Origin of the sequence: Nocardioides kongjuensis, assembly GCF_013409625.1 — a bacterium.
Lineage (GTDB): Bacteria > Actinomycetota > Actinomycetes > Propionibacteriales > Nocardioidaceae > Nocardioides > Nocardioides kongjuensis.
The window spans coordinates 4,618,506-4,643,161 of the sequence record NZ_JACCBF010000001.1; the positions used below are offsets into that span (position 1 = coordinate 4,618,506).

A 24,656-nucleotide genomic window follows, 5' to 3' on the forward strand; every position below is an offset into this window, starting at 1 on the left:
TTTGCCCGACGTCCAGCCGTGGCGCAGGATCGGGGCCATGGGCGACTCGGAGCCCCGCACGGGGGACTGGCTGGGCAGGTACCGACTCGTCGAGGTGCTCGGCCGCGGTGGGATGGGGACGGTGTGGCGTGCCCACGACCCGCAGCTCGAGCGCGACGTCGCGCTCAAGGTGATCAACCCCGCGCTGGGCCAGGACGCCGAGTTCCGCGAACGGTTCCGCCGCGAGGCGGTCGTCCTGTCCCGGATGGACAGCGCCCACGTCGTCGCCGTCTTCGACCACGGCGAGCAGGACGGTGCGCCGTACCTCGTGACCCAGCTCGTCCGCGGCGGTGACCTGAGCGGGGTGCTGGGCTCGCGCGGCGCCCTGGAGCCGGCGTACGCCGTCGACCTGGCCTGCCAGGTCCTCGAGGGTCTCGCCGACGCCCACGCGATCGGGGTGGTGCACCGCGACGTGAAGCCGTCCAACGTGCTGCTGCGCGACGACGGGTCGACCGCCTACCTGTGCGACTTCGGCATCGCCACCTCGCCCGGCGGCGAGCTCACCCGCACCGGCGTGCTGGTCGGGTCCGCGGCCTACATGGCGCCCGAGCGGCACTCCGGCGACACGGGGGCCGCCGGCGTGGCGGGCGACGTCTACTCCGCCGGCTGCCTGCTGTGGACGATGCTGACCGGCACGCCGCCGTACGTCGGCACCGACGCCGAGGTCGCCATGGGCCACCTGCGCGGCCCGGTGCCCCAGGTCCCCGGCCGCGGCCCGTTCCTCGACGGCCTCAACGCCGTGCTCCGCCGCGCGCTCGCCAAGGACCCGCGCCGCCGCTACCCGTCCGCCCGCGCGATGCTCGCCGACCTGACCGCGCTGCGGGCCGGCGCCCCCGACGGCCTCGTGCTGCCCGACGTCACCGCCGTGCGCCAGCCGCTCGACGTCCCCCCGGCACCGGCCTCGCTACGACGCCGTCTCGTCGCCACCACGCTGGTGGTGGTCCTCGTCGGCCTCGCGGTGTACGTCGGCTCGCTGCTCGGCGGAGTCGACATGACCCCGTCCGCGCTGACCGCCCAGGACCCGTCGACGACCACCTCCGCGCCCGCCACCCCGACCACCGCGGTCCCGGATCCGACCGCGACCCCGTCGCCGAGCCGCACCCCGCGCCCGCGCAGGAGCAGGCCCACCCACCCCGACCTGGTCGACCCCGGCCCGGTCGAGGAGCCGGCACCCTCGGCGGATGCCACGAGGACGGCGAAGCCGAAGCGCACGCCGAAGCCCACGCCGGAGCCCACGCGCACCCCGGAGCCGGCCCCGACCTTCCGGTGCTGGACCGGCAGCGAGGTGCCGGCGAGCTCCGCGTGCGCCCTCCCCACCGGCTGGCAGGGCGCGCAGTGGGTGTTCCCCGGTGTCGCGAGCGCGCCGGCCTGCAAGCCCTGGTCCCTCACGGCGAGCGGGTACGTCGAGGGCTGGCACTGTGCCGCGAAGACGCCGGACGGCACCTACCGCCACCTCACGGTGACCCGGTGGAGCACCGCAGCGGCCGCGACCGGCTACTACTACGGCGCCTACAACCCGGACAAGGAGCGGGTCAACCAGCCCTGGGCCGGACGCGACGTCGTCTACGGCAAGCGGTTGGGCGGCTTCATCGGCAAGGCGGTCTACCACTCCGACCGCGTCTACACCCACTCCGGCACCAACGCCTGGGTGTTCTCCGCCTGGGCCAACACCAGCGCCAAGGTGCAGTCGATGTTCGCCTACGTGAAGTTCCGCAACCCCACGCAGTTCCGGGGCGTCCCCATCAGATGACCCGACCGCCGGTCCTCCCTCATACGGAGGACCGGCGGTCGACGTTTCGTGTGACCGAGCGGGTCAGCGGACCCGGCCGTAGAAGACCGAGCTGGTCCAGATCCGGTCCCGGCGCACCGGGGTGCCCGGACGCGAGGCGTGCCACAGCGTGTGGTTCCCGGCGTAGATGCCGACGTGGTAGACGTGGCCGCCGCTGGTGAAGAACACCAGGTCGCCGACCTGCGGGTTGCGCACCCGCATGGTGGCGCCGGCCTGGGCGCTCGAGGTGCGCGGCAGGTTCTTGCCGACGTGGCGGTACACCCACTGCACCAGGCCCGAGCAGTCGAAGGCGTTCGGGCCGGCGGCGCCGTACACGTAGGGCTTGCCGGCGCGCGAGCGGACCGTGTCCATGACCCGGTCGACGCGCTTCTCGGCCTTCTCCTTCGCCTTGTCCTCGGCCGAGGCGTGGTGGGGGTGCTGGGCGGACTCGTCCTTGGCGTTCTCCGCGGCGGGCACGAGCGCCGAGACGACGGGGTCGTCGGCATGGGCGGCCGGAGCCGGCGAGAACAGGCTGGCGGACGCCAGGACGGGGACGACGAGCAGGCGCGCGGCAGCGCGCGACGCGATGGTGGACATCAGATGGAACTCCGCAGCGGCGCCTGCGAGAGATGACCTGTCGGGCTTGGGCTGCTGGTGCCCAGGGACCGTGTCCCTTCGCCCCGAGCCGGATCACTCCGGCGTACTACCTGGGTCTCCCGTGCCCGCGCTTACCTTCATCGTGGTCGATGTCTCCCCACCGTCGAGCGCGGGCCTCGGCGCGACGCGGGCGGCCTTCCCGGGTCGGGAAGGTCTCGTCGTCCAGTGCACCCTGCTTGCAATAGTTAGCGCAGTGGCCACCGTCACGTTTGCGGCGTGGCGATCCTCACCCGTGACGATGTAACGCGGACGCTGATCGGTCCGGCCGATCAGCCGGGTCAGCCCGGGAAGTGCGGGTCGGCGAGCAGGTACTGCGCGATCCGGCCCTCCCGGCCCCGGTGCGGGCGCACCGGCTCGGGCACCATCCGGCCCTCGGCGGTGTCCCAGAACCGGTCGACCTGCAGGGCGATCCGACGGGCGAGCCGGCCGCTGAGGCCGCGGTGGGGCAGGTACGGGTGCGGGCGGGTGGGCACTCGCCGCTCCGTCCGGTAGAGGTGCTCGGCGAGCTCACTGCGCTGGTCGGCGTCGGTCGCGGCGACCAGGTCGTCGACGAGCTGGAGCTCGAGGGTGCGGGTGGCGGCGAGCTCGCGCTCGACCTCCTCCCAGATGCCGGCCCAGGGGCGTCGTACGACGAACGTCGAGCCGTAGAGCTTGGCCTTGAGCTGGCTCAGCGCGATCTCCAGCCGCTTGCTCTGCAGGGCGAGCTCCTGGGCGCGGCGGTGACCCTGGTCGAGGTGACGGCGCGCCGCGGGGGCGAGCACGGCGTTCGCCGCCGCGACGTGGCGGCTGGTGCTCGCGAGGAACGGGTCCGCCGCGCTGAGCGCGGCCCGTGGTCGGTCGCGGGTGGGCCGGGAGGCCTCGGCGCTGCGCAACCGGGCGTGCAGCACGGCGTGGGTCTGGGTGACGGTGTCGGCGAGGACGTCGGCTCCGGCGTGCGGGCTGTCGTTCATGGCTCCTCCTCGGAGAGAACCCCCCTCAATTGCAGTGTGCGCCGGCCCCGAGCCCCTTTCAAGGGGCCGGGACCGGCGCACACGGCGACCGGTGCTTGCCGACGGACGTCAGGCGCGCGGCAGGGTCGTGTACTCCACGCCGCAGATGTACTGCACGGTGCGCAGCACCTGGCAGGAGTAGCCGAACTCGTTGTCGTACCAGACGTAGAGGATCGCCGAGTCGCCGTCGACGATCGAGGCGCCGCCGTCGACGATCGAGGCCGCGCGGGCGCCGATGAAGTCGGTGGACACGGCGTCGGAGGCGGTCGTGTAGTCGAGGTTGCGGGCCAGCGGGCCGACCAGGGAGGCCTTGCGCAGGTGGTCGTTGACCTCGTCGCGGGTCGTCTCGCGCTTGAGCTGCAGGCTCAGGATGGCGATCGAGACGTCCGGCGTGGGGACGCGGATCGAGTTGCCGGTGATCCGGGCCTGGAGGTCCGGCAGCACCTTGGCGACGGCCGAGGCGGCGCCGGTCTCGGTGATGACCAGGTTGAGCGGTGCGGAGCGACCGCGGCGGTCGGCCTTGTGGTAGTTGTCCAGCAGGTTCTGGTCGTTGGTGAACGAGTGCACCGTCTCGACGTGGCCGCGGACGATGCCGAACTCGTCCTCCATCGCCTTGAGCGGCGGGACGATCGCGTTGGTCGTGCAGGAGGCGCAGGAGAGCACCTTCTCGTCGAGGTCGACGTCGAGGTGGTTGACGCCGTGCACGATGTTGGGGACGTCGCCCTTGCCCGGCGCGGTCAGCAGCACCTTGGCGATGCCGGGGCGCAGGTGGCTCGACAGGCCCTCGCGGTCGCGCCAGATGCCCGTGTTGTCGATCAGGATGGCGTCGTTGATGCCGTACTCGGTGTAGTCGATCTCGTCGGGCGAGTTCGAGTAGATCACCTGGATCACGTTGCCGTTGGCGATGATCTGGTTCTTCTCCTCGTCGACCGTGATCGACCCGTTGAAGGCACCGTGGATCGAGTCGCGACGCAGCAGCGAGGCGCGCTTCTTGAGGTCGTCGCCCTTGCCCTTGCGCACGACCACGGCACGCAGCCGCAGGCCGTTGCCGGAGCCGGACTTCTCGACCAGCAGGCGCGCGACCAGGCGGCCGATGCGGCCGAAGCCGTAGAGGACGACGTCCTGCGCGGACGGCGCGGGGAGCTTGTTGTCACCGGTGGCCTCGGCGAGGGCGGCGGCGGTGAAGTCGGGGATCGACTGCCCGTCGCCGGTGGCGCGGTAGGCCCGGATCAGCAGCGCGAGGTCGACCTTCGCGGCGCCCAGGTCGAGCGCGGCGATCGCCTCGAGGAAGGGGAAGGTGTCCTTGACGGACAGCTCGACGCCGTCGATCTGGCGCGCGTAGCGGTGCGTCTTGAGGATGTCGATGACCGACTTGTTCACCAGCGAGCGGCTGTGGAGCAGGATCGTGACGTCCTTCTCGCGGTGCAGCTTGCCGACGATCGGGATCATCGCCTCGGCGAGCTCCTCGTGGTGCTTCCAGCGAGTGAACTTCTCTTCGGTGGTGCTCAACGCTTCCCCTCTTAGCAGGTCGACAAAGCCGCTTGATGGTAGGCCCCCTCACGGGTGCCACGGCTAATCGGGCCGCTCGGTGGGACGCGTGCGGTCGGTCACAGCACCTTGGTGCCGTACATCTCTCCGAGCGGGTCGGCCAGCAGCTCGAGCCGCTCGCCGTCGGGGCCGGGGAAGTAGAGGGAGACCTTCGACTCCAGGTGGTACGCCACGCCCGCGTCGTCGAGCTTGGCGCGCAGGTAGTCCCACTTCTCGCGGGTCACCGAGATGGCGAGGTGGTGGTGCCCGCCGAGCACCTCGGCGTACGGCCCGAGGTCGAGGCCGGGGAGGGTGAAGAATGCCAGCAGGTTGCCCGCGCCCACGTCGAAGAAGAAGTGGTCGGAGCCGGCGTAGTCCCGGTTCTCGAAGATCTCCGTCAGCGGGAACTCCAGCAGGCCCTGGTAGAAGTCGATCGTGCGCCGGACGTCGGAGGACAGCAGCGCGGCGTGGTGGATGCCGCGGGCGCTGCTCTCGGGCCGCTCGCCCTCGGGGACGAGGTACTCCTTCTTGATCCGCTCGCGGTCCCTGGTGATCGCGTCGAGGTCGATGGTTGCCATGTCAACTACTCTCCTCCGAGGTCGTGGATATGTCAACATTCACCGCTAGAATGGCACCGATGAGTACGACGACGCGATGGCTCGATGCCGAGGAGACCCATGCCTGGCGGGCCTGGCTCGACCTCAACAACCGGCTGTTCGCGCGCCTCAACCGCGAGCTCCAGGCGACCAGCGGCCTGTCCATCTCCGACTACGAGATCCTCGTGGCCCTCACCGACGACGACGTGCCCGAGCGCTCCTTGCGGATGTACGAGCTCGGCGAGCGCCTCCAGTGGGAGAAGAGCCGGGTCTCCAAGCAGGTCTCCCGGATGGAGGCGCGCGGTCTGGTCGCGCGCCGCCACTGCGCCGACGACCGGCGCGGCGCCTTCGTCGAGCTGACCGAGGCCGGCCAGGCCGCCATCGACGCCGCCGCGCCCGGCCACGTCGCCCTGGTGCGTGAGCTGTTCTTCGACGGCCTCAACGGCGAGCAGGTGCGCAGCCTCGGCCGCTTCGCCACCACGGTCCTCGACCGGCTCGCCGAGGACTGACCGGCCGACCTGTTCTCAGGACGTCCGCGGCCAGGTCCGGCGGTGCCTCACCCGATCTCGTGACGCATGTCCTCCACGGCGAGCGACGCGAAGGTCATCGCCGCGCCGAGCGGGGCCCCCGGACCCGGGTACGCCGAGCCGAAGACGGAGGCGGTCGAGTTGCTGGCGGCGTACAGGCCGGGGATGGGCGCGCCGTCGGTGTCGAGCACCCGGCCGCTCGCGTCGGTGACCAGGCCGCCCTTGGTGCCGAGGTCCGAGAGCACGAACCGTGCAGCCGTGAACGGGGCCTTGTCGACGGGGACGAGGGCGGCCGACGGGCCGCCGCCTCCGGCGAAGAAGGTGTCGTACTCGTCCTCGCCGCGCCCGAAGTCCTCGTCCTTCCCTGCCGCGGCGAACCCGTTGTAGCGCTCGACGGTGGCGACCAGGGTGTCGGCGTCGAGGCCGGTCGCGGCGGCCAGGTCCTCGAGGGTGTCCGCCTCGACCCACGTGCCGGCCGCGAGGTGCTCGGCGCGGTCGCCCTCGGGCATGGCGATCGCCGGCAGCCGGCCGTCCTCGCGGGAGTCGAAGACGAACCACGACGGCGTCCGGCTCGGGTCCTCGGCCATCACCCGTCCGAACCGGTCGTAGGGCAGGCACTCGTTGCCGTAGCGCCGCGCCGCGGCGTCGACCATGACGCCGCCGCGGAAGCCGAGCGTGAAGGCGCCACTGCCGTCGGGCTGCTGCAGCCCCGGGCAGAACCAGCCCTCGCCCGACCAGTCGGTGGCCGCGCCGATCGCGGCCGCCGCGTCGATCACCTCGCCGGTGTTGGTGCCGCGCGGGGCCATCGTCCACGCGGCGTCCCCCGGCGTCCCGTGGGCGGTACGACGCTCCGCGCTGCCCTCGAAGCCGCCGGCCGCGACCAGGATCCCGCGCCGGGCGCGGACCTCCCCGGGACCGTGCGGGCCGTCGTACCGGACCGTCGTGGCGCGCCCGTCGGCGTCCCGCCCGAAGCCGGTGACCTGGTGTCCGACGGCGATCGTGCCGCCGTCGCGCACGGTCATCGCGGCGAGCCGGGCGATCAGGGACTGGCCGCCGGACAGGGTGGAGCGCCCCGGCTGGCCGGCGCGGTCGCGCTCGACCGGCGGCCGGACGACGGCGGTCACGGCGGGGTCGAGCTCGTCGCGGCGGATGTTCCTCGGCTGGATCGAGCGGCCCATCGGCACCCGGCCGGGCGCGTCGTAGTACTCAGAGAACGGGATCCACTCGAGCTCCATGAGCGGGTCGGCCTCGAGCTGGGCGACCAGCCGCGGTGCCTGCGCGAGCAGGGCCTCGACCCGGTCCTGGTCGGGGTCGTCGAGGACGGCGGCGAGGTACGCGCGGGCGCCCTCGGTCGAGTCCGGCAGGCCGGCGCGCTGCTGCACGTCGGTGCCGGGTAGCCAGCACGCACCGCCGGAGTAGGCCGACGTGCCGCCCACCAGCGGCGTGCGCTCGAGCACCAGGGTGCTCAGCCCGGCCGCGGCCGCGAGCGCGGCCCCGGTCAGCGCACCGCCGCCCGACCCGACCACCACGACGTCGTACTCCTGCTGCAGGGTGTCCGCCCCGACCAAGCCGCTCATGGCGAAACGATAACGTGTTCTAGTTCACTCGTGGGGTGAGGCGCGGGCGGATGCTGAGCGGCCAGGCGAGCACCGCGCCGGCGAGGCCGCCCAGGCCGTTGTGCCAGACGTCGGCCAGCGACGGCACGCGGGTCGGGAGGAACTGCTGCTGGGCCAGCTCGATGCATGCCGAGGCGAGGACGGTCAGCGCCGTGGCGAGCAGCGGGCGGCCGAGCACGATCGCGAGCAGGAAGCCGGCGGGCACGAACAGTGCGACGTTGGCCAGCACCTCGGTCTCGCTCCAGTCCAGCCGCCCGTCGCTGGCCCGCCAGGCCGCCGACCCGGCCAGGTCGAACGCCCACCGACCGGCCGACGGGTCGGCCAGGGTGAGCCGGGCGACGACGACGGAGTAGCAGGCGAGCAGGGCGGCGGCGACAGGGCGGCGGATCATGCTCTCGACGCTAGGTCGCCCCGTGGCCCGCGAGATCGGTCTCGGGTGCCGGCCGCCGGTACCTGGGGACCGGGTTCACGCCGCGTCGCGGATCGGCCCGAGCCAGGGCTCGAAGCCGTCCTCGCCGCCCGCTGCCGGGACCGTCTCGCCCGGCGCCAGCAGCAGGTGGTCGAAGGCGGGGCGCAGGTCGGCCGGCGCCGTCCCGACGCCGATGAGGACGATGCGCGTGAAGGCCCGCCGCACGCCCCACGAGGCATGGTCGCCGATGCTCAGCTGACCTCCTGCACCGTCCCAGGCGAGCGCCCGGCCGGGCCGGCCGGGCAGCCAGAAGCAGCCCCGCGAGCGGTGCGCTCCCGTGCCGAGGCGTTCGAGCGAGGCGAGGAGCCGGTCGGGGTGGAAGGGCTGGAGGGACTGCAGGTCCACGCGCCAGACGCCCTGGGCGCGGACGTCGGTGAGGGCGCCGGTGCGGACCGGGCTGGACCAGGCCAGGGTGCGTTCGTGCTGTTGCAGCCGGCCGAGCAGCACCTCGCCGCCCACGTCGTGCACCCCGTCCAGCACGGCGGCGTCGGGGCGCGCGAGGGTGCGGACCAGGCCGCGGGCGACCGGGTCGGCCGGCCCGTCGAAGGCGACGACGTCCGCGTGCTCGATCATCGCGGCCAGCACCTCGCCCACCCCGCGCCGGTCGTCGGAGGCGCAGTGGTGGCCGCGCTCGGCGAGCAGGTCGTCGCCGAGCAGGTCGCGGACCGGCTCCCGGGAGCCGACCGCGGTCACCACCGCCGAGACCCGCAGGTGGCGGGCGACCCGGGTGTCGTGGGCGAGCGCCGTGCACAGCCGAGCCGCCTCGGCGCCGACGGGCAGGTGGGCCACGATGCTCCGCCAGCGGCCGTCGCGTGCCAGCCGCTCCAGCGTCGGCAGGATGTCGGCACGGATCGCGCAGCTCACGCAGGCGTGCTCGAGCAGCACCTCGTGGGTCTCGACGATCCCGCTCAGGTCGCTGACCGTGCGCGTCAGCACCCCGCGCTCGACGTCGATCGTGTGCCGGCACGCGACCGCGGAGGGCAGGTCGAACTGCAGCCCGACCATGGTCGCGGCCATCGCGTCGGGATCGACGCCGGACAGCAGGACGACGGGAATGCGCATGGTTCTCCTTGAGTTGAGAGTGATAATCATTCCCAATCTAACAAGGAGGAGGCGCCATGGCCACCAGGGCATCGGAGGTACGTCCCGTCGTGAAGCTGCGCTCGACGGGCGGCAGCGGGTACGTCTACGTCACCCGCAAGAACCGGCGCAACGACCCGGACCGTCTGGTCCTGCAGAAGTACGACCCGGTCCTGCGCCGGCACGTCGAGTTCCGCGAGGAGCGCTGACGCTAGCGAGCGACGCCGAAGCTGAGGCGCTTGGTGCGGCTCTCGAAGCCTTCTCGCGACACCACGATCTTCAGGACCACGGACTTGCCTCGCATCGCCTTGGTGACGGCCAGTCGGCGGCCGGACGCCGGCACCGACCGGCCGCCGACGATCCAGCGATAGCGCACCTGCGCGCCGGGTGCGACGGTCCTCGAGGCGCGGGCCGTGCCGCCGACCCGTGCGGCGCTGCGCTTCTTGCTCCAGGCGCGCACGGTGACCCCGGGTTCGTCCGGTTGCGCCAGCTCGTCGCTGTCGGCGGGCGGATTCCCGGCGCAGTTGGCCTCGCCCACCTCCGGGAACATGTGGCTGACGTCGCCCTCGACGACGTCGGTCGCGTAGCCCGCGGCCATGAAGGTGGCCCGGAACGGGATGATCGCTCCGACCTTCTTGCGGTTGGCGTAGAGCTCGATCCACATCGAGAAGGTGCCGGAACCGGTCATCTCGGTGACGCCGGCAACGCCGCCGAAGCAGTCGAAGACCTCGACCCTGACCGTCGTCGACGCGACGGCGTCCTTGACGCCGAAGTTCATGCTCAGCACGTGGTGCGGCGGCGACGGGTCGAAGTACGTCCACACGTGGTCGATCGCGCTCGGGTACGGCGGCAGCGGGTCGGCGCTCGCTCGCTGGAACGGGAGGACGGCGAGCAGGGTGGCGAGTGTCAGGGCCAAGGCGGCTCGAGGTGCCGCCGCAGGCCTGCGGCCCTCCGTCGTACGCGTGGTCCGGCCGTCCATGCTGCCCCCTCGTGCGTCCCCGTTGCGGGCGACAGCATAGAGGGGCAGCGACCGGTCAGCGGCTGATCCGGCGCAGCCGGTCCAGGCGCTGGAGCCCCTCCCGGTCGGGGCCGGTCGCAGGTGCGAGCGCGTCCTGCAGGCGGAGCCGGGCGGCGTCGGCGTCGAGGCCGATCCCGATCGCGACCAGCTCGCTGTGGTCCGGGGCCGGGCGCAGTGCGTCGACGTGGACCTGACGCCCGACCACGTGGACGACGTACCCGCGCGACCCCCGCGCCGTCTCCACCGCGACGGTTCCCTTGATGCGGTAGGCCGCCGCCGGCGGGTCGAGGAGGAGGTCGGCGACCGCGCCGGGTGCGACGGTGCCGCGGACCCGGGCGGAGGCCGACGCGGCACGGGGTCCGTGGTCGTGCCCGTCCGCGGCGGCGCGCTCGGCCCGCAGCAGGGAGGCGAGTGGCAGCTGGTCGGGCGGGTCGTCGGCCGTCGCGACGTCGTGGACCAGGGCCGGGTCGATCCGCCCGCGGGAGGTGCGCACGACGTGCGCCGTCGGGTTCACCTCGCGCACGCGCGCCTCGATGGCGGCGAGGGTCTCCTCCCGCTCGGTGGGTGGCAGCAGGTCGACCTTGTTGAGCACGACGAGGGTCGCGACCGAGAACCGCGCCGGGGGCATCCCGCCGTCGTCGAGCGTGCGGAAGTACTCCACGGTGTCGACCACGTCGACCACCCCGCCCGGTCGCACCCGCGGTGCCCGGCTGTGCCGGATCATCTGCGCCAGCGCGCCCGGCTCGGCCAGCCCGCTGGCCTCGACGACCACCGCGTCCAGCGCCAGCCGGGGGTGGGTCAGCTTCTCGAGTGCCGCGTCCAGCCCGGAGACGTCCTCGAGGCAGCACAGGCAGCCGCCCGCGATCGACACCGGCTCGTCGACCTGCCCGGTCACCAGGCCGGCGTCGACGTTGATGGCGCCGAAGTCGTTGACGATCACGCCGATCCGCGCCCCGGGCTGGCGCAGGAGCCGGTTGAGCAGCGTGGTCTTCCCGGCCCCGAGGTGCCCGGTCAGGGCGGTCACGGGTACGGCGTTCACCCGCCCCAGCCTAGTTGACAACGATTCTCATCCTGAGGTCGGCCGTGGCAAGGTGTGCGCCGTGAGCAGTCACCGCCGGGAGAAGCCTGCCCGCAGCCAGGGACACGGCCACGGTCACGGCCACGGACACGGCGGCGACCTCGCCCCCGTCCGGATCGGTACGACGGCGCGCACCGCGCTGCTCGCCGTCCTCGCCCTCGCCCTGGTCGGCACCCTGGTCGGCCTCGTCGTCTGGTGGCCGCCCGGGGACGCCGCCGAGCGCAGTGCCAAGGCCGGCGGTCCGGCCGCCCAGTTCGCAGCGCCGGGCGTCACCTTCCCCTCCGCCGAGGTGGTGAAGGTGTCGCCACGGTGTGCCGGCAACGGGCTGCCCGACGGCTCCGGCTGCAGCTCGCTGACCGTGAAGGTCGCCGAGGGGGAGAAGGGGGCCGGTGACACGGTCCGGGTCGACGTACCGCCGGAGGTGATCGACTCCGGCCTCGGCAAGGGCGACCACGTCGAGCTGCTCCGCACGCCGACCCCCGACGCGGCCCAGGACGCGTCGTACTCCTACTTCGCCACCGAGCGCTACGGCACCCTCGTCTGGCTGAGCGTGCTGTTCGTGGTCGTGGTGCTCGCGGTCGCCCGGCTGCGCGGTCTCCTCGGCCTGGTGGGGCTCGCGTTCGGCGGCGCGGTCGTGTGGTGGTGGATGCTGCCGGCGCTGCTCGACGGCGCCCCCGGCGTCGGGGTCGCACTGGTCAGTGCCGCGGCGATCATGTTCGTCGTCCTCTACACGACCCACGGCTTCTCGCTGCGCACCAGCACCGCCCTCGCCGGCACCCTGCTCGGCATCGTGCTCACCGCCGGGATCGGCGTGCTGGCCATCGGCGATGCCCGGCTGACCGGCATCAGCGACGAGGGCGGGGCCATCCTCGCCACCTTCGGGGCCCTCGACTTCCAGGACCTGCTGGGCTGCGCGCTGGTCATCGCCGGGCTCGGCGTCCTCAACGACGTCACGATCACCCAGGCCTCCGCCGTCTGGGAGCTGCGCGCCGCCACCCCCGACGCGTCGCGGACCGAGGTCTTCACCAGCGCCATGCGGATCGGTCGCGACCACATCGCCTCGACGATCTACACGATCGTGTTCGCCTACGTCGGCACCGCACTCATCCTGCTGATGCTGCTGCGGGTCTACGACCGCCCGCTGCTCGAGCTGATCTCCACCGAGCAGCTCGCCGAGGAGGTCGTGCGCACCCTGGTCACCTCGATCGGCCTGGTCCTCGCCGTACCGGTCACCACCGCGGTCGCGGCGCTGATCGCCGCGCCTCGGCCGGCCGCGGACCGTGCAGGAATCGCCTCCTAGGTGTGATGTCCGGGGAGGTTGGTCAGCCGGGTGACCGGTGGGCGGCCTCCAATGGCGGAGTGGGCGCGGTGGTGATTGTAGAAGTGGAGCCAGGCGGGCAGCGCGGCGTTGCGTTGCTCGGTTGACTCATAGAGCCGGGCGTAGGCCCATCCGTCGGCGAGGGTTCGGTGGAAGCGCTCGATCTTCCCGTTGGTCTGGGGCCGGTAGGGCCGGGTCCGCTTGTGGCTGATGGCGAGCTCAGCGCACGCGTCGCGCCAGGCGTAGGACCGGTAGGCCGAGCCGTTGTCTGATAGGACTCGTTCGATGGTGACGCCGTGATCGGCGAACCAGGCCACCGCACGCTGTAGGACGCCGATCGCGGTGGCGGCCTTCTCGTCGGTACAGATCTCGGCGTAGGCGATGCGTGAGTGGTCGTCGATGACGGTGTGCACGAACGCGGTCCCGATCAATGGTCGATAGTGCTTCCCGCGTTCGCCTGTGCGGAGTGCTGTCGCGATGCCGTTGGCTCGACTCTGTTGGCGGCTGAGGAACTTGTGCCCGCCGCCGTCGGGGATGTTGCCGAACTTGGTGACGTCGACGTGGATCAGCGAGCCGGGGTGCGGATGCTCGTAGCGTCGCAGCGGCTCCCCGGTAACGCGGTCGATGTGGGAGAGCCGGTTGATCCGGCAGCGGACGAGCACGGCGTGCACGGTCGAGGCCTGCATGCCGAGCTGGCCGGCGATCTGGACCGGACCGAGTCGCTGGCGCCATCGCAGTCGCACGATCTGGCGCACCACCTCCGGCCTGGTCCTGTTCGGACACGTCTTCGGTCGTGAACTGCGGTCGACCATCCCGCCCGGGCCTTCGATGCGGTAGCGGTCGGCCCACTTCTTCGCGGTGCGTGGGGCGACCATGAACATCTTGGCCGCTGCAGCGTAGGTCCAGCCGCGGTCGACGACGAGCTGGGCGAGCCGCAAACGGGCGCGCGGGGTCAGGGCAGCGTTAGCGTGGGACACGAGGGCCTCCGGTCAGTGAAGCGTTGAACTAGACAGCTCCACTTCACAACCGGAGGCCTTCGTCTGTCAGACAGGCTCACCGGTGCCGGGCGGTACAACCTCCCTGGACATCACACCTAGGCGGTGTTTCCTGCACTTACTGCCCGTTGCACCGGTCGGTGAGCGCCAGCTTCGCCTCCTCAGCGGCGATTCCTACATCCGCCGCCGACCTCACAGGGTCGGGTCGGTCCACGCCAGCTGGACGATCTCCGCACCGCGGTCGCGGGTGAGCATCTTGCCGCGACCCGGCTGGGCCGGACCGGGGCGCAGGTTGCCGATGAGCGCACCCTCGTCGCGGCTGCCGGACAACAGGATGCCGGGCATGGCGAGGTCGCGCATGGACTGGATGACCGGCTCGTAGAGCGCCCGCGACGCACCACCCGAGCGACGCGCGAGCGCGATGTGCAGGCCGACGTCGCGGGCCTGGGCCATCAGCGGCTGCAGCAGCGCGACCGGTGAGCTCTGCTGGGTGGCGACGAGGTCGTAGTCGTCCACCACGACGAACACCTCGGCGCCCTTCCACCACGACCGGTTGCGCAGCTGCTCGGGCGTGACGTCCGGACCGGGGATCCGGTTCTGGAGGTACGTCGCGAGGTCGTTGAGCGCCGGCTGCGCCTGGGTCGCGGAGGTGAGGTAGTTGAGCAGGTACTCCTCGGGCACCTCGCCGAGCAGGGAGCGGCGGTAGTCGACCAGCAGGATCTGGGCCTCGGCCGGGGTCCGGGTCCGCATGATCTCCTGGCAGTAGCTGCGCAGCAGGTTGGTCTTGCCGGACTTGCCGTCGCCGAAGAGCAGCAGGTGCGGCTCGGTGTCGACGTCGAGCGGGACCGGGGCCAGCTCCTTCTCGTTGATGGCGAGCAGCAGCTGCCGCTGCGGCGGGGTGCCGGCCTGGGCGCGGACCTCGTCGAGCGTGATCCGGTCGGGCAGCAGCCGCAGCTTGGGGCCGGCGGGTCCGCGCCACGCGGCCGCGACGGCGCTGATCATCGCGTCGACGCCGTCGCCGAGGGTCTCGACGGTGTCGATGCCGTCGATGCGCGGCAGGGCGCCGAGGAAGTGCAGCTTGCCCGGCACCAGGCCGCGTCCCGGCCGGTTGCCCGGCACGAGGGCCGCGACCTTGCGGTCGATCTCGGAGTCGATCGGGTCGCCGAGGCGCAGCTCGAGCCGGGTGCCGATCAGGTCGCGCATCGCCGCGCGGAAGTCGGGCCAGCGGGTCGCGCCGGTGACGATGTGCAGGCCGAAGGTCAGGCCGCGGCCGGCGAGCTGCTGGATCTCGAGCTCGAGGTCGTCGAAGTCCGCGCGCAGCGTGCCCCAGCCGTCGATCACGAGGAAGACGTCGCCGTACCCGTCGTCGGCCCGGCCCTGTGCCCGCCGGCTGCGGTAGGTCTCGATCGAGTCGATGCCCTGGCTGCGGAAGTAGCGCTCGCGGCGGTCGACGATGCCCTTGACCTCGGCGACGATCCGGCGGACCACCTCCGGCTCGGAGCGGGTGCCGACGCCGGCGACGTGCGGCAGCGCGGACATCGGGGCGAACGTGCCGCCGCCGAAGTCGAGCACGTAGAACTGCGACTCCAGCGGCGTCGTGGTCAGCGACATGCCGGTCACGATCGTGCGCAGGACGGTGCTCTTGCCGCTGCGCGGGCCGCCGACGACCGCCACGTGGCCGGCCGAGCCGCTGAGGCTGATCGTGAGCGTGTCGCGGCGCTGCTCGCGCGGGCGGTCGACCGTGCCGAGCGGGACGGTGAGGTTGCCGACCCCACGCCACTGCATCGACACCAGGCCGAGCTCGGGGTGCGGCGCGAGGTCGGGCATCAGCTGGTCGATCGTGTCGGGCCGGTCGAGCGGCGGCAGCCACACCTGGTGGGCCGCGGGGCCGCGTCCGTCCATCCGCGCGACCGCGACGTCGAGCAGCGACGCGCTGCCCTCGGGCACGGCGGCCGGCACGTCGGACTCGTCGGGCTCGGGCTCGTCGAAGGTCTGCACCTCCGAGATGGTGAACGGCAGGATGCCGCGCACCTTGCCGCCGCTGTCGCGCACGACCCGGCGCCGACCGGTCTCCGGCGGACCGGACACGTACGCCGCCTTGAACCGGGTCATCGTCGTCGGGTCCGGCTTCAGGTAGCCGAGCCCGGGCACCGCAGGGAGCTCGTACGCGTCGGGCACGCCGAGCACCGCCCGGGACTCCTGGGCGCTGAACGTCCGCAGACCGATCCGGTACGACAGGTGCGACTCGAGGCCGCGCAGGCGACCCTCCTCCAGCCGCTGCGAGGCGAGCAGCAGGTGCAGGCCGAGCGAGCGACCGAGCCGGCCGATCGCGACGAAGAGGTCGATGAACTCCGGCTTGGCCGACAGCATCTCGGAGAACTCGTCGACCACGAGGAACAGCGACGGCAGCGGCGCGAGGTGCGCGGTGGCCGGGTCGCCCGACGTACGGGCCTTCTCGTAGTCGCGGATGGACGCGAAGTTGCCGGCCTCGCGGAGCAGCTCCTGGCGGCGCACCATCTCGCCGGACAGGGCGTCCTGCATGCGGTCGACGAGGGTGAGCTCCTGGGCCAGGTTGGTGATGACCGCCGACACGTGCGGCATCTCGGCCATGCCGGCGAAGGTCGCGCCGCCCTTGAAGTCGACGAGCACCATGTTGAGCTGCTCGGGCGAGTGCGTCATCGCCAGGCCCAGCACCAGGGTGCGCAGGAACTCCGACTTGCCGGATCCGGTCGCACCGATCACCAGCCCGTGCGGGCCCATGCCCTGCTGGGCGGACTCCTTGATGTCGAGGTGCACCGGCCCCGCGCCGTCGCCGACGCCGATCGGGACCCGCAGCCGGTCGCGCGCCGGCCGCGGCCGCCAGGCCGTGGCGGGGTCGAAGCGGTGCACGTCGCCGAGCCCGAGCAGGTCCATGAAGTCGGTGGGCGCCGACAGGTCGGCCGCCTCCTCGCCGACGGCCGCGCCGGCGCTCGGGGTGAACAGCGGCGTCAGCCGCCGGGCCAGCGCCTCCGCGGTGGCCGCGCCGCACTGGTCGCCCTTGGCGCGCACCGGCTCGGTCCGCAGCCGTACGGCGACGATCGGCACCGACTCCGGCGTCGTCCCGGTCACGGCGGACCCGGCGTGCGGCTCGATCTCGAGGCGCAGCGCCGTCGGGCTGTCGAGCTCGCCCCAGCGGGCGGGCAGGTCGATGACCGTCACGCCGTGCAGGCCATCGGACGGGATCAGGTGGTTGCCCGGCGGCAGCTCGGCGCCGTCGGTGACCAGGATGATGTGGGGGATCGCGGGACGCTCGTCGGCACCGAAGCGGGGACGCTCGGTCAGGTCGGGCGGCAGCATCGTCGCGAGGTCGCTGAGCGAGGTCGTCACCATGCGCGCCGGGCCGACGGCGTCGTTGTGGTGCTGGCTGTGGGCGTGCGGCAGCCACTTCACCCAGTCCCAGTGGGCCAGGGTCGCCTCGGTGGCGAGCACCGCGACCTGCAGGTTCTCCGGGGACTGGAAGGTCGCCGACGAGCAGAGCAGCGCCCGGGCCAGCGACCGGGCCTCCTCCTCGTCGCCGCACACCTCGATCCGGTCGAAGGACCGCAGGTCGATCGAGGCGGGCAGGTCGGGTTGCAGGCGGTGGACGACGAGCAGGCGGTGCAGTGCGGACGCCGACGCCGGGTCGACCTCGTCGATCGGCGCGGCCTCCGGCGGCAGCAGCTCGAGGGCGAGCGGCTGCGCGCAGACGCCGTAGCGGACCTGGAGGAAGGCCGGGTCGGACGACGACCGCTCCCACACCCGGGTCCGGTCCTCGGCCAGCGACGGCAGCGCCGTCGGCGCGGGGTGCATCCAGGTCAGTGCCCGGCGCTGCTGGTCGGCGGCGTCGCGGGCGACCTTGCGCACGGTCGCGAGGTAGCGCAGGTACTCGGTGCGCGAGCCGGTGACCTGCTGCTGGCGCTGCTTCCGCTGCCGGTCGATCTGGACGACGATGAAGCCGAGGGTCGCGAACAGGAACATTCCGGCCGCGATGAAGCGCAGCGAGGAGTTGCCGCCCTGGCCGCCGAGGCCGGCGACGAGGACGATCGAGCCGAGGCTGCCGAGCATCGGGATGGCGTTCATCGCCACGCCTGCGGCGCCCTCGCTGGGCTGCAGCTGGGGCGGCGGCTGGAGCTGGAGCTGGCCGCCCGGGAGCTCGGGCCGCTCGCCGCGGCTGCCGCGCTGGCTCAGGCTGCCGGCAGCGGCGGCCGGGGGCGCCACGCGCCTGCCCTGGGGGCCGCCGGGTCCGCCGGCGCCGCCCGGCACCGGGAGGCCCGGTGCGCGGTGCGTGCCCGGACCGCTGCCTGGAGTGATGCCCACCGTCATGCTGCCGTCCCCTGTCGTCGATGCCCGGTCATGCGACGCGCATGATGATAGGACCGGGGTCCGTCAGGGTAAGCAGCATCGGAACGCACAGGGTGGAGGACTACCCTGCGAGCCGGGCCGTGAACCTCGGTCCGGCACCACGACTCATCTCGGGAGGCGATCTCTGGTGAACGGGACGTCCCGCACCCCGGCTCCGGGCACGGTCACCGCGGTGACGGTGCACGGGCCCCGCGGCGTGCTCGACCTGACGGTGCCGGTCGACGCCACGCTCGAGGACGTGTCGCGGGCCTACTCCACGGAGGCACGCCTGCCGGTCGTGCTGCCGCTGGTGACCCGCTCCGGCGTACCCCTCCAGCTGGGCGACCTCGTCGGCGACGTCGGCCTGGTCGCCGGCTCCGTCGTGGTCGCGGTCGACCCGTCGTCCCGACCGGCCCCGCCGCGCAGCCGGTTCCGCTCCGGGGACGCGGGCGAGTCCGCACTCGCCGCCGGTCGGGCCTCGGCCACGTGGTTCGCGCTCGCGGTGGCGTTCGCCGCGCTCGCGGGCTGGTGCGCGGCCCAGCTGCCGTCGGACGAGCGCTGGCCGGTCGCCGCCGTCCTGCTGGTGGCGGCACTGGCCGGCTGCCTGCCGATCGGCGTGCTGCGGGTCCAGCGGGTGCTCGCTGCGCCTGCCTTCGCCGCAGCGGCGGGCTTCGCGCTGGCCTGGGACCCGGTGCCCGAGCAGCTCCCGACGGTGTGCGGCGTCGCGGCGCTGTGCGCCGCCGTGGCGGCCGGGGTCGGCCGGGCCCTCGCCGAGCCCGACAGCCCGGCGGTCGACGGGCTGCGGGTCTGGGTCGCCGTCGGCGCCGGCTGGTTCGTGGTCGCCGGGCTCGGCGCCCTCACCGGCGTCTCGCCGCAGGTCGTGTGGGCGGTGCTCTTCCTCGCCGCCGTGCTCGCCGCCCGCTTCGTGCCCGAGCTGGTGGTCGACGTACCCGACCAGTACCTGCTCGACCTGGAGCGCCTCGCCGTGACCGCCTGGTCGGCGCGCGAGCGCCCGACCGGCCGGCGCGGCCGGATCGTCGTGCCGGAGCAGGCCGTGCGCGCCGTCGCCGACCGGGGCGCCCGCGCGGTCACCGCCGCCGCCGTCGCCGTCCTCGTCGTCGTCCTGGCCACCACGCCCCTGCTCCTCGCCACCGCCGACCTCCCGCTCGACCGCACGGGTGCGCGCTGCCTGGTGGGGTTCGGCGGGGCGGCGCTGCTCTTCGCGGCGCGCAGCTACCGCCACGCGGCCGCGGGCCGGTTGCTGCGGCTGGCGGGTGTCGTGGCCCTGGCCGTGCTCGCCGTGGTGCTCCTCGGTCTCGTGCCCGGGCGGGACCCGGTGGCGGCTCCCCCCGCAGTGGCGGCGGTCGCCGTCGCGATCGCTGTCGCGCTCGTGCTGGCGGCCGTCTTCGTGGGACGCGGCTGGCGCTCGGCGTGGTGGTCGCGTCGGGCCGAGATCGCCGAGGCGATGTGCGGCGCCTTCGCCGTCGGGTCGCTGGTGGTGGCGGTCGGCTTCTTCCGCCACCTGTGGGAAGTCACGGGCTGAGGTTTAGCCCCTCGCGGGGCGGGGGTAACCCCTGACGCGTCGGCTCTTTGGCAGTGCTCGGGGAGCCAGATCGATGGAACCGCAATGCAGGGGCGGGTTGATGCCGCCCGCCAACCAGCAACCAAGGAGCAGACATGGCAGGCACTGAGTTCGGACACGGAGAAGGCGCCCTCAAGAAGGTCGCCGAGCTCGTGGCCCAGACCAAGCAGGACCTCGTGAAGAAGTCGGGCGAGATGGAGTCCGGCCTCGCCAACATGAAGTCCGCGTGGGTCGGCGGCGGTGGTCTGGCGTTCGAGAACGTCAAGAATGCCTGGATCGAGAAGCACAAGGTCGTCACGGCGGCGCTCGACAAGTTCGAGGCGTCCCTCATCGAGACCGAGTCGGACAACATGAACACCGACAGCACGATCAGCGGCGACCTCGGGAGCTTCCTGAGCAAGCTCGACGCCCAGTCCTGACCCACCCACACCAGACTTCGAGGAGATCACGATGACCGGAACCAACTACGGCGCACTCGACGGCCTGCGGGTCAAGCACGGCGAGCTCGACGCGGCGGCCCAGCAGATGTACGAGGTGGCCAAGGCGATGAACGCCCGCCTCGACCAGCTCGAGAGCGACGCCTCCCAGTACGTCCAGACCTGGGCGCCCGACAGCGCCCAGCGCCAGAGCTACGACCAGGCCAAGCTGGCCTGGGACTGGGCGATGAAGGAGCTGCTCGACCTGCTCGACGGCGTCTCCAAGACGACCTACCAGTCGAACGCCGACTACATGCAGGCCGACAAGCGCGGAGCGAACCGGTTCTGATCCGGACGCACCCAGGTACGGAGGGGTCGACCCAGGAGGTCGGTCCCTCCGTTGCTGTGTCCGGCAGCGTGGCTATCTAGGATCGAGCCCCCAGGCTCTCGGGAAGGGTTGAGCAGATGACACAGGCGCCGCGCACGAGCGCAGCCGTCGCGTCCGGTCTGGTCCGGGTGACCGTGACCTCCGGGACCCGACGGGTCGACCTGGTGCTTCCGGGTGCCATCCCCGTGGCCGAGCTGTTGCCCGAGCTGGCCCGCAGCGTCGGGCTGCTCGATCCCGCCACCGTCCACGGCGGCTACCGGGTCGGCACGTCCGAGGGCCGGCGTCTCGCCCTCGACACCGGCCTGACCCTGCAGGGCATCGAGGACGGCGGACTGCTCACCGTCACCGCCGGCGTCGACGACCCGGCACCGCGCGTCTACGACGACGTCGTCGAGGCGATGACCGACGTCGTCGAGCACGACCTCGAGCCGTGGCACCCGGCCGCCGGACGTCGTACGGCGCTCGTCGCCGCCGGCCTCTTCCTCGCGCTCGGTGCCGGTGCACTGCTGGTGCAGCGCGGCTCCGACATCGCCGCCGCCGCGACCGCCCTGGTCGCGGCCGCGCTGTGCGCGGGAGCGATCGTGCTCTCGCGGGCCCAGGGCGAGCACGAGGCCGGGATCGGCGTGGCCTGGCTGGGAGCCGGGTACGCCGCCGTCGCCGGCGTGATGCTCGTGCCCGACAGCGAGCACTGGTTCGCCGACCCGCTCGCCGCGGCCGGTGCCGGCGCACTGCTGGCCGGCGTCGTGTGCCTGATCGGGCTCGGTCCGGGGCGGACCCTCGCCTTCCCGCCACTCGTCGTCGGTGCGCTCGCGGTCGGGGTCGGCCTCTACGTCCGCTCCTCGCCCGACGGCTTCGCGCCGGCTCCGCTGCTGACCACGGTGCTGGCCCTCGTCGTCCTCGCGGGCAGCGTCTTCCCGTGGCTCGCGCTCGGCGCGACCACGACCCGGGTCGACCAGCTCTACTCGGCGGCCGACATCACCGCCGACCCCGACGACATCGAGCGCGACCGGGTCGCCGCCGACGCCCGGGTCGCCCACGAGATCCTGCTCGCGATCAGCGGGACCGTCGGCCTGCTCCTGGTGCTGGTCGCCCCGCTCGCGGTCAGCCTCGGCGTGACCGGCACGCTGCTCGCGGTCGACGCGTGCCTGATCGTCGTGCTCCGCACCCGCCAGTACCGCACCGGCAGCGAGGTGCTGCTCGGCCTCGGCTCGGGCGTCGCCGGCATCGCCGCGACCGCCATTGCCGTGCTGGCCCTCCACCCCGACTGGCGCCCGACGTTGGCGGTCGTCCTGGCCGTCGTCGGTGCCGTGCTCCTGGTCGCGACGCTGAGCCCCGCCGCTCCGTCCGTACGACGCGGCCGACTGGGTGACGTGCTCGAGTCCGTCGCCCTGCTCACCCTGCTCCCGCTGCTCGTCGTCGCGACCGGTCTGTTCGACCAGGTCCGCGACTGGATCGGCTGAGCCGTGGCCACCAAGAAGGACCTCGTCGAGGCGTACTCGTTCAGCCGTCGGCGGCTGGTGACCGCGTTCGTGTCCGGCGCGCCGGGCGGCCGTGAGGTCGAGCCCGCCCGCCCTGGCCGGATGATCGTCGGTGGCGTCGCACTCGCCATCCTCCTCGTCGCGGGAGCGGCGATCGCCGGGGCCCTGTCCGACCGTGCCGAGGTCGACTGGAAGAAGTCCGGCCTGGTCGCCGACGACCGCGGCGCGCTCTACGTCATCCTCGACGAGGACGCCGTGCCCGGTCAGCCCCGGGTGCGCCCGGTGATCAACGTGACCTCGGCCCAGCTGATCCTCGGCGCAACCGTCGAGGCCCGCAAGGTGCCCGACGACGAGCTCGCCGGGGTGCGCAAGGGACCGACGATCGGGATCCTCGACGCCCCGGCCACGGTGCCGACCGTCAAGAGCCTCGACCAGTCCGGCTGGACGTCGTGCACCGGCACCGGTCACGGAATGAAGACCGCGGTGTCGAGGACCCCGGGTGTGACGGCGGTGCCGGACGACGCCTTCGTGGTGAGGTCCGACGAGGACGACAAGGTCTACCTGGTCGCCGAGGCCGACACCCCCGGGCTGCCCCGCCGGGCCTACCGCTACGAGCTCCCTGCCGACAACCCCGGCCTCTACATCGAGCTCGGGATCTCGCCGAACGACGAGATCACCGTTCCCGGTGCGTGGCTCGAGCTGTTCCCGCCGGGAGACCCCCTCGACGCCGACGGCCTCGGGCTCGACGGCGCCGGGAAGCCGGCCGGGCTGCCGGGGTACGACGGCGCGCGGGTGGGCGACGTGGTCGTGGAGAACGACAAGACCTACGCCCTCACGCGCGACGGCCTGCTCGAGCTGTCGCCGTTCGCGGCAGCGGTGCTGCGCAACACGGCCTTCGGCAAGAGCGCGAGGAAGCCGGCCGAGCTCGACTACGTGCCCAGCGCGCAGGTCGACATCGTCGCACCGGCCGCGGACGCCCGTGAGTTCTGGCCCGAGCAGGTCTTCGGCCGGTCGCTGCCCAGCACCGAGCAGGCCTGCGTCCAGCTGGTGACCGCGAAGGGACAGCCCGCCGCCGCCCGGCTGGCGACCTCGCCGCAGGGTGATGCCAGCGCCGAGGACGTGGAGCCCGGCGACCGCGAGGTGACGGTCGCGTCCGGGCAGGGTGCCGTGGTCCGCTCGGCCGACTGGATCAGCAGCGACGACGGCACCATCCACCTCGTCGACGACCGCGGCTACAGCTACCCGGTCGCGAGCACGTACGACCTGGAGCAGCTCGGCTACGCCAAGGTGCCGGTCGTCGTGGTGCCCGACGTGTGGAACAAGCTGTTCGAGGCCGGACCCGAGCTCTCCCAGGACGCGGCGCTGTGCCCGCCGTCCAAGGACCAGTCGTGCGGCTAGGACACGCCCTGGTGCTCGGCGCAGCCGTGACCGTCGCCGGCACGCTCGTCGGGCCGGCGGTGACGCCCCCGGTCGCGGCCGTGACCCTCGCCGCACCGGTCGGCCCGTCCTGCCTCGACGCCGACGCGTCGGCGACCGACCAGCTCAAGGTCAAGGGCGACAACACCGCCAACCTGTCCCTCCACGTCGCCCAGGCGCAAGCCCTGGCGACGAAGGCCGGCAAGGTGGCGGGGCAGGGCGTGACGGTCGTGGTCGTCGACACGCCCTTCGGTGGCTACCCGGGGTCGGCCGACCTCCCGAGCGGGCACGGCTACGCCGTCGCCGGCATCGTCAACGGGGCCGACCAGGACGCCCCGGCCGTCTCCGTCGGCATCGCGCGGGGAGTGGCCCTGCAGTCACGGGACTTCTACGACGCCCCGGAGCGCACCCAGGACGGGCAGCGGACGCCCACGGCGGCCGCACTCGCCACGACGCTGTCGGGGCTGGCCGACCAGCGGGCCGGTCTCGGTGACCGGGTGGTGGTCGTCGTACCCGCGCAGGTGCCGTACTCCGCCGAGCTCGAGGCGGCCGTCGGTCGCCTCGTCGACGCCGGCGTGCTGCTGGTCGCCGCCTCCGGCGACCGTCCGGCGGACGAAGGGGGCTTCCCCGACGGCTACGAGGGCGATCCCGACAAGGGCGAGGACGCCGCCGACCTGGTCTGGCCCGCCGCGCACCCGGGCGTCGTCGCGGTCGGGGTCTCGACGCCCGACAGCTCCGGCACCGTGCTCCGCAGCTCCGCCATCGACCTGTCCGCACCGGGCGTCGACGCCGTGTCCCGTGCCCGCAACGGCGGCTGGTGCGTCGTCGGCCCTCCGTCGACCGCGTGGGCCGCCGCCGAGGTCGCCGGCGTGGCCGCCCTGGTGTGGTCGATGCACCCCGACGAGGATGCCACCCAGCTGCGCACCCGGCTGGAGCAGACCGCCAGCGGCAACGGTGGCCCGTCCAGCCCGATCACCGGGTACGGCGTCGTCCAGCCGGTCGAGGCGATCCAGCGCGACGTCGCCGAGATGGGTGCCGAGAAGCAGGACCGGGTCGAGCCGGCGCGCCCGCCCCGCGCCCAGGCCGACGCGCTGGCAGGGGCCCGCCACGACGCGGTCTGGTGGGGGCTCGGTGGGGGAGCCGCCCTCGTCGTGCTCCTGATCCTGCGCCCGCTCCTGTCCCGACGACGCTGATGTCCCGGGCGGCCCGCCGCGGCGGCAGCCCCGGGTCCGGCACGACCCCACGCTGCGTCGTGCGACGGACGTCGAGCAGGTCTTCGGTGGGCTGGCTCTGCTGGCTGAGAACGTCGAACGGCGCCGCGCTGTGCGCGGCGCCGTCCG

The 24,656-nt window shown here is 73.1% G+C and carries 21 protein-coding genes; 10 read left to right on the forward strand and 11 right to left on the reverse strand.

Going from position 1 to position 24,656, the window contains the following annotated elements; all coding sequences use genetic code 11:
• Positions 1–37 precede the first annotated feature (37 nt).
• Complete coding sequence (locus BJ958_RS22160; protein ID WP_179729000.1) at positions 38–1,789, forward strand: protein kinase domain-containing protein; 1,752 nt, start codon at positions 38–40, stop codon at positions 1,787–1,789.
• 63 nt (positions 1,790–1,852) lie between these two features.
• Here BJ958_RS22160 and BJ958_RS27430 read toward each other — a convergent pair whose 3' ends face one another.
• The 4 genes from BJ958_RS27430 to BJ958_RS22180 all read right to left on the reverse strand — a co-directional run bounded on the left by BJ958_RS27430 (position 1,853) and on the right by BJ958_RS22180 (position 5,558).
• The gene (locus BJ958_RS27430; protein WP_218865940.1) at positions 1,853–2,404 is read right to left on the reverse strand and encodes a C40 family peptidase; all 552 of its coding nucleotides are present in this window, start codon (positions 2,402–2,404) and stop codon (positions 1,853–1,855) included.
• 338 nt (positions 2,405–2,742) lie between these two features.
• Positions 2,743–3,414, reverse strand: coding sequence for a hypothetical protein (locus BJ958_RS22170; RefSeq protein WP_179729001.1), 672 nt, complete (start codon positions 3,412–3,414; stop codon positions 2,743–2,745).
• A 108-nt stretch (positions 3,415–3,522) separates the two neighbouring features.
• A complete protein-coding gene (locus BJ958_RS22175; RefSeq protein ID WP_179729002.1) occupies positions 3,523–4,962 on the reverse strand; it encodes a glyceraldehyde-3-phosphate dehydrogenase in 1,440 nt (479 codons plus the stop codon).
• 98 nt (positions 4,963–5,060) lie between these two features.
• Positions 5,061–5,558 (reverse strand): VOC family protein, encoded by a 498-nt coding sequence (locus BJ958_RS22180; protein WP_179729003.1) that lies wholly within the window; start codon positions 5,556–5,558, stop codon positions 5,061–5,063.
• A 59-nt stretch (positions 5,559–5,617) separates the two neighbouring features.
• Here BJ958_RS22180 and BJ958_RS22185 point away from each other — a divergent pair, with 59 nt between their 5' ends.
• The gene (locus BJ958_RS22185; protein WP_179729004.1) at positions 5,618–6,085 is read left to right on the forward strand and encodes a MarR family winged helix-turn-helix transcriptional regulator; all 468 of its coding nucleotides are present in this window, start codon (positions 5,618–5,620) and stop codon (positions 6,083–6,085) included.
• Positions 6,086–6,132: 47 nt separating this feature from the next.
• Here the strand turns inward: BJ958_RS22185 and BJ958_RS22190 are convergent, their stop codons facing one another.
• From BJ958_RS22190 to BJ958_RS22200, 3 genes are all read right to left on the reverse strand, one after another.
• Complete coding sequence (locus BJ958_RS22190) at positions 6,133–7,680, reverse strand: FAD-dependent oxidoreductase (RefSeq protein ID WP_179729005.1); 1,548 nt, start codon at positions 7,678–7,680, stop codon at positions 6,133–6,135.
• Positions 7,681–7,699: 19 nt separating this feature from the next.
• The gene (locus BJ958_RS22195; protein WP_179729006.1) at positions 7,700–8,110 is read right to left on the reverse strand and encodes a VanZ family protein; all 411 of its coding nucleotides are present in this window, start codon (positions 8,108–8,110) and stop codon (positions 7,700–7,702) included.
• 75 nt (positions 8,111–8,185) lie between these two features.
• Positions 8,186–9,250 carry a GTP-binding protein gene (locus BJ958_RS22200; RefSeq protein ID WP_179729007.1) on the reverse strand — a complete coding sequence of 355 codons (1,065 nt, stop codon included), beginning with the start codon at positions 9,248–9,250 and terminating at the stop codon, positions 8,186–8,188.
• Between the two features lie 56 nt (positions 9,251–9,306).
• Here BJ958_RS22200 and rpmG point away from each other — a divergent pair, with 56 nt between their 5' ends.
• Entirely contained in the window at positions 9,307–9,477 is a 171-nt protein-coding gene (rpmG, locus tag BJ958_RS22205; protein WP_179729008.1) for a 50S ribosomal protein L33, read from the forward strand.
• 2 nt (positions 9,478–9,479) lie between these two features.
• On the opposite strand, the gene BJ958_RS22210 is transcribed toward rpmG, so the two are convergent.
• Together BJ958_RS22210 and BJ958_RS22215 are read right to left on the reverse strand one after the other, a co-directional pair.
• Positions 9,480–10,247, reverse strand: a complete 768-nt coding sequence (locus tag BJ958_RS22210; protein WP_179729009.1) for a hypothetical protein — start codon at positions 10,245–10,247, stop codon at positions 9,480–9,482.
• 55 nt (positions 10,248–10,302) lie between these two features.
• A complete protein-coding gene (locus tag BJ958_RS22215; protein ID WP_343052765.1) occupies positions 10,303–11,325 on the reverse strand; it encodes a CobW family GTP-binding protein in 1,023 nt (340 codons plus the stop codon).
• Positions 11,326–11,386: 61 nt separating this feature from the next.
• Between BJ958_RS22215 and BJ958_RS22220 the strand changes: the two genes are divergently transcribed.
• Positions 11,387–12,664, forward strand: coding sequence for a YibE/F family protein (locus tag BJ958_RS22220; RefSeq protein ID WP_273518600.1), 1,278 nt, complete (start codon positions 11,387–11,389; stop codon positions 12,662–12,664).
• On the opposite strand, the gene BJ958_RS22225 is transcribed toward BJ958_RS22220, so the two are convergent.
• Positions 12,661–13,659, reverse strand: a complete 999-nt coding sequence (locus tag BJ958_RS22225; protein WP_179729010.1) for an IS481 family transposase — start codon at positions 13,657–13,659, stop codon at positions 12,661–12,663. The two genes, BJ958_RS22220 and BJ958_RS22225, sit on opposite strands and share 4 nt — an antisense overlap.
• Before the next feature lie 210 nt (positions 13,660–13,869).
• A complete protein-coding gene (gene eccCa / locus BJ958_RS22230; RefSeq protein WP_179729011.1) occupies positions 13,870–18,018 on the reverse strand; it encodes a type VII secretion protein EccCa in 4,149 nt (1,382 codons plus the stop codon).
• 166 nt (positions 18,019–18,184) lie between these two features.
• Between eccCa and BJ958_RS22235 the strand changes: the two genes are divergently transcribed.
• From BJ958_RS22235 to BJ958_RS22260, 6 genes are all read left to right on the forward strand, one after another.
• Positions 18,185–19,579, forward strand: a complete 1,395-nt coding sequence (locus BJ958_RS22235; protein WP_179729012.1) for a hypothetical protein — start codon at positions 18,185–18,187, stop codon at positions 19,577–19,579.
• Between the two features lie 134 nt (positions 19,580–19,713).
• Positions 19,714–20,037, forward strand: coding sequence for a WXG100 family type VII secretion target (locus BJ958_RS22240; protein ID WP_179729013.1), 324 nt, complete (start codon positions 19,714–19,716; stop codon positions 20,035–20,037).
• A gap of 31 nt (positions 20,038–20,068) precedes the next feature.
• Positions 20,069–20,383, forward strand: a complete 315-nt coding sequence (locus BJ958_RS22245) for a WXG100 family type VII secretion target (protein WP_179729014.1) — start codon at positions 20,069–20,071, stop codon at positions 20,381–20,383.
• Positions 20,384–20,499: 116 nt separating this feature from the next.
• Positions 20,500–21,882: a type VII secretion integral membrane protein EccD gene (eccD, locus tag BJ958_RS22250; RefSeq protein WP_179729015.1), complete on the forward strand. Its 1,383-nt coding sequence runs from the start codon at positions 20,500–20,502 to the stop codon at positions 21,880–21,882.
• 3 nt (positions 21,883–21,885) lie between these two features.
• Entirely contained in the window at positions 21,886–23,298 is a 1,413-nt protein-coding gene (gene eccB, locus BJ958_RS22255; protein WP_179729016.1) for a type VII secretion protein EccB, read from the forward strand.
• A complete protein-coding gene (locus BJ958_RS22260; RefSeq protein ID WP_179729017.1) occupies positions 23,289–24,509 on the forward strand; it encodes a S8 family serine peptidase in 1,221 nt (406 codons plus the stop codon). Before eccB ends, BJ958_RS22260 begins: the two co-directional genes overlap by 10 nt.
• Positions 24,510–24,656: the final 147 nt, after the last annotated feature.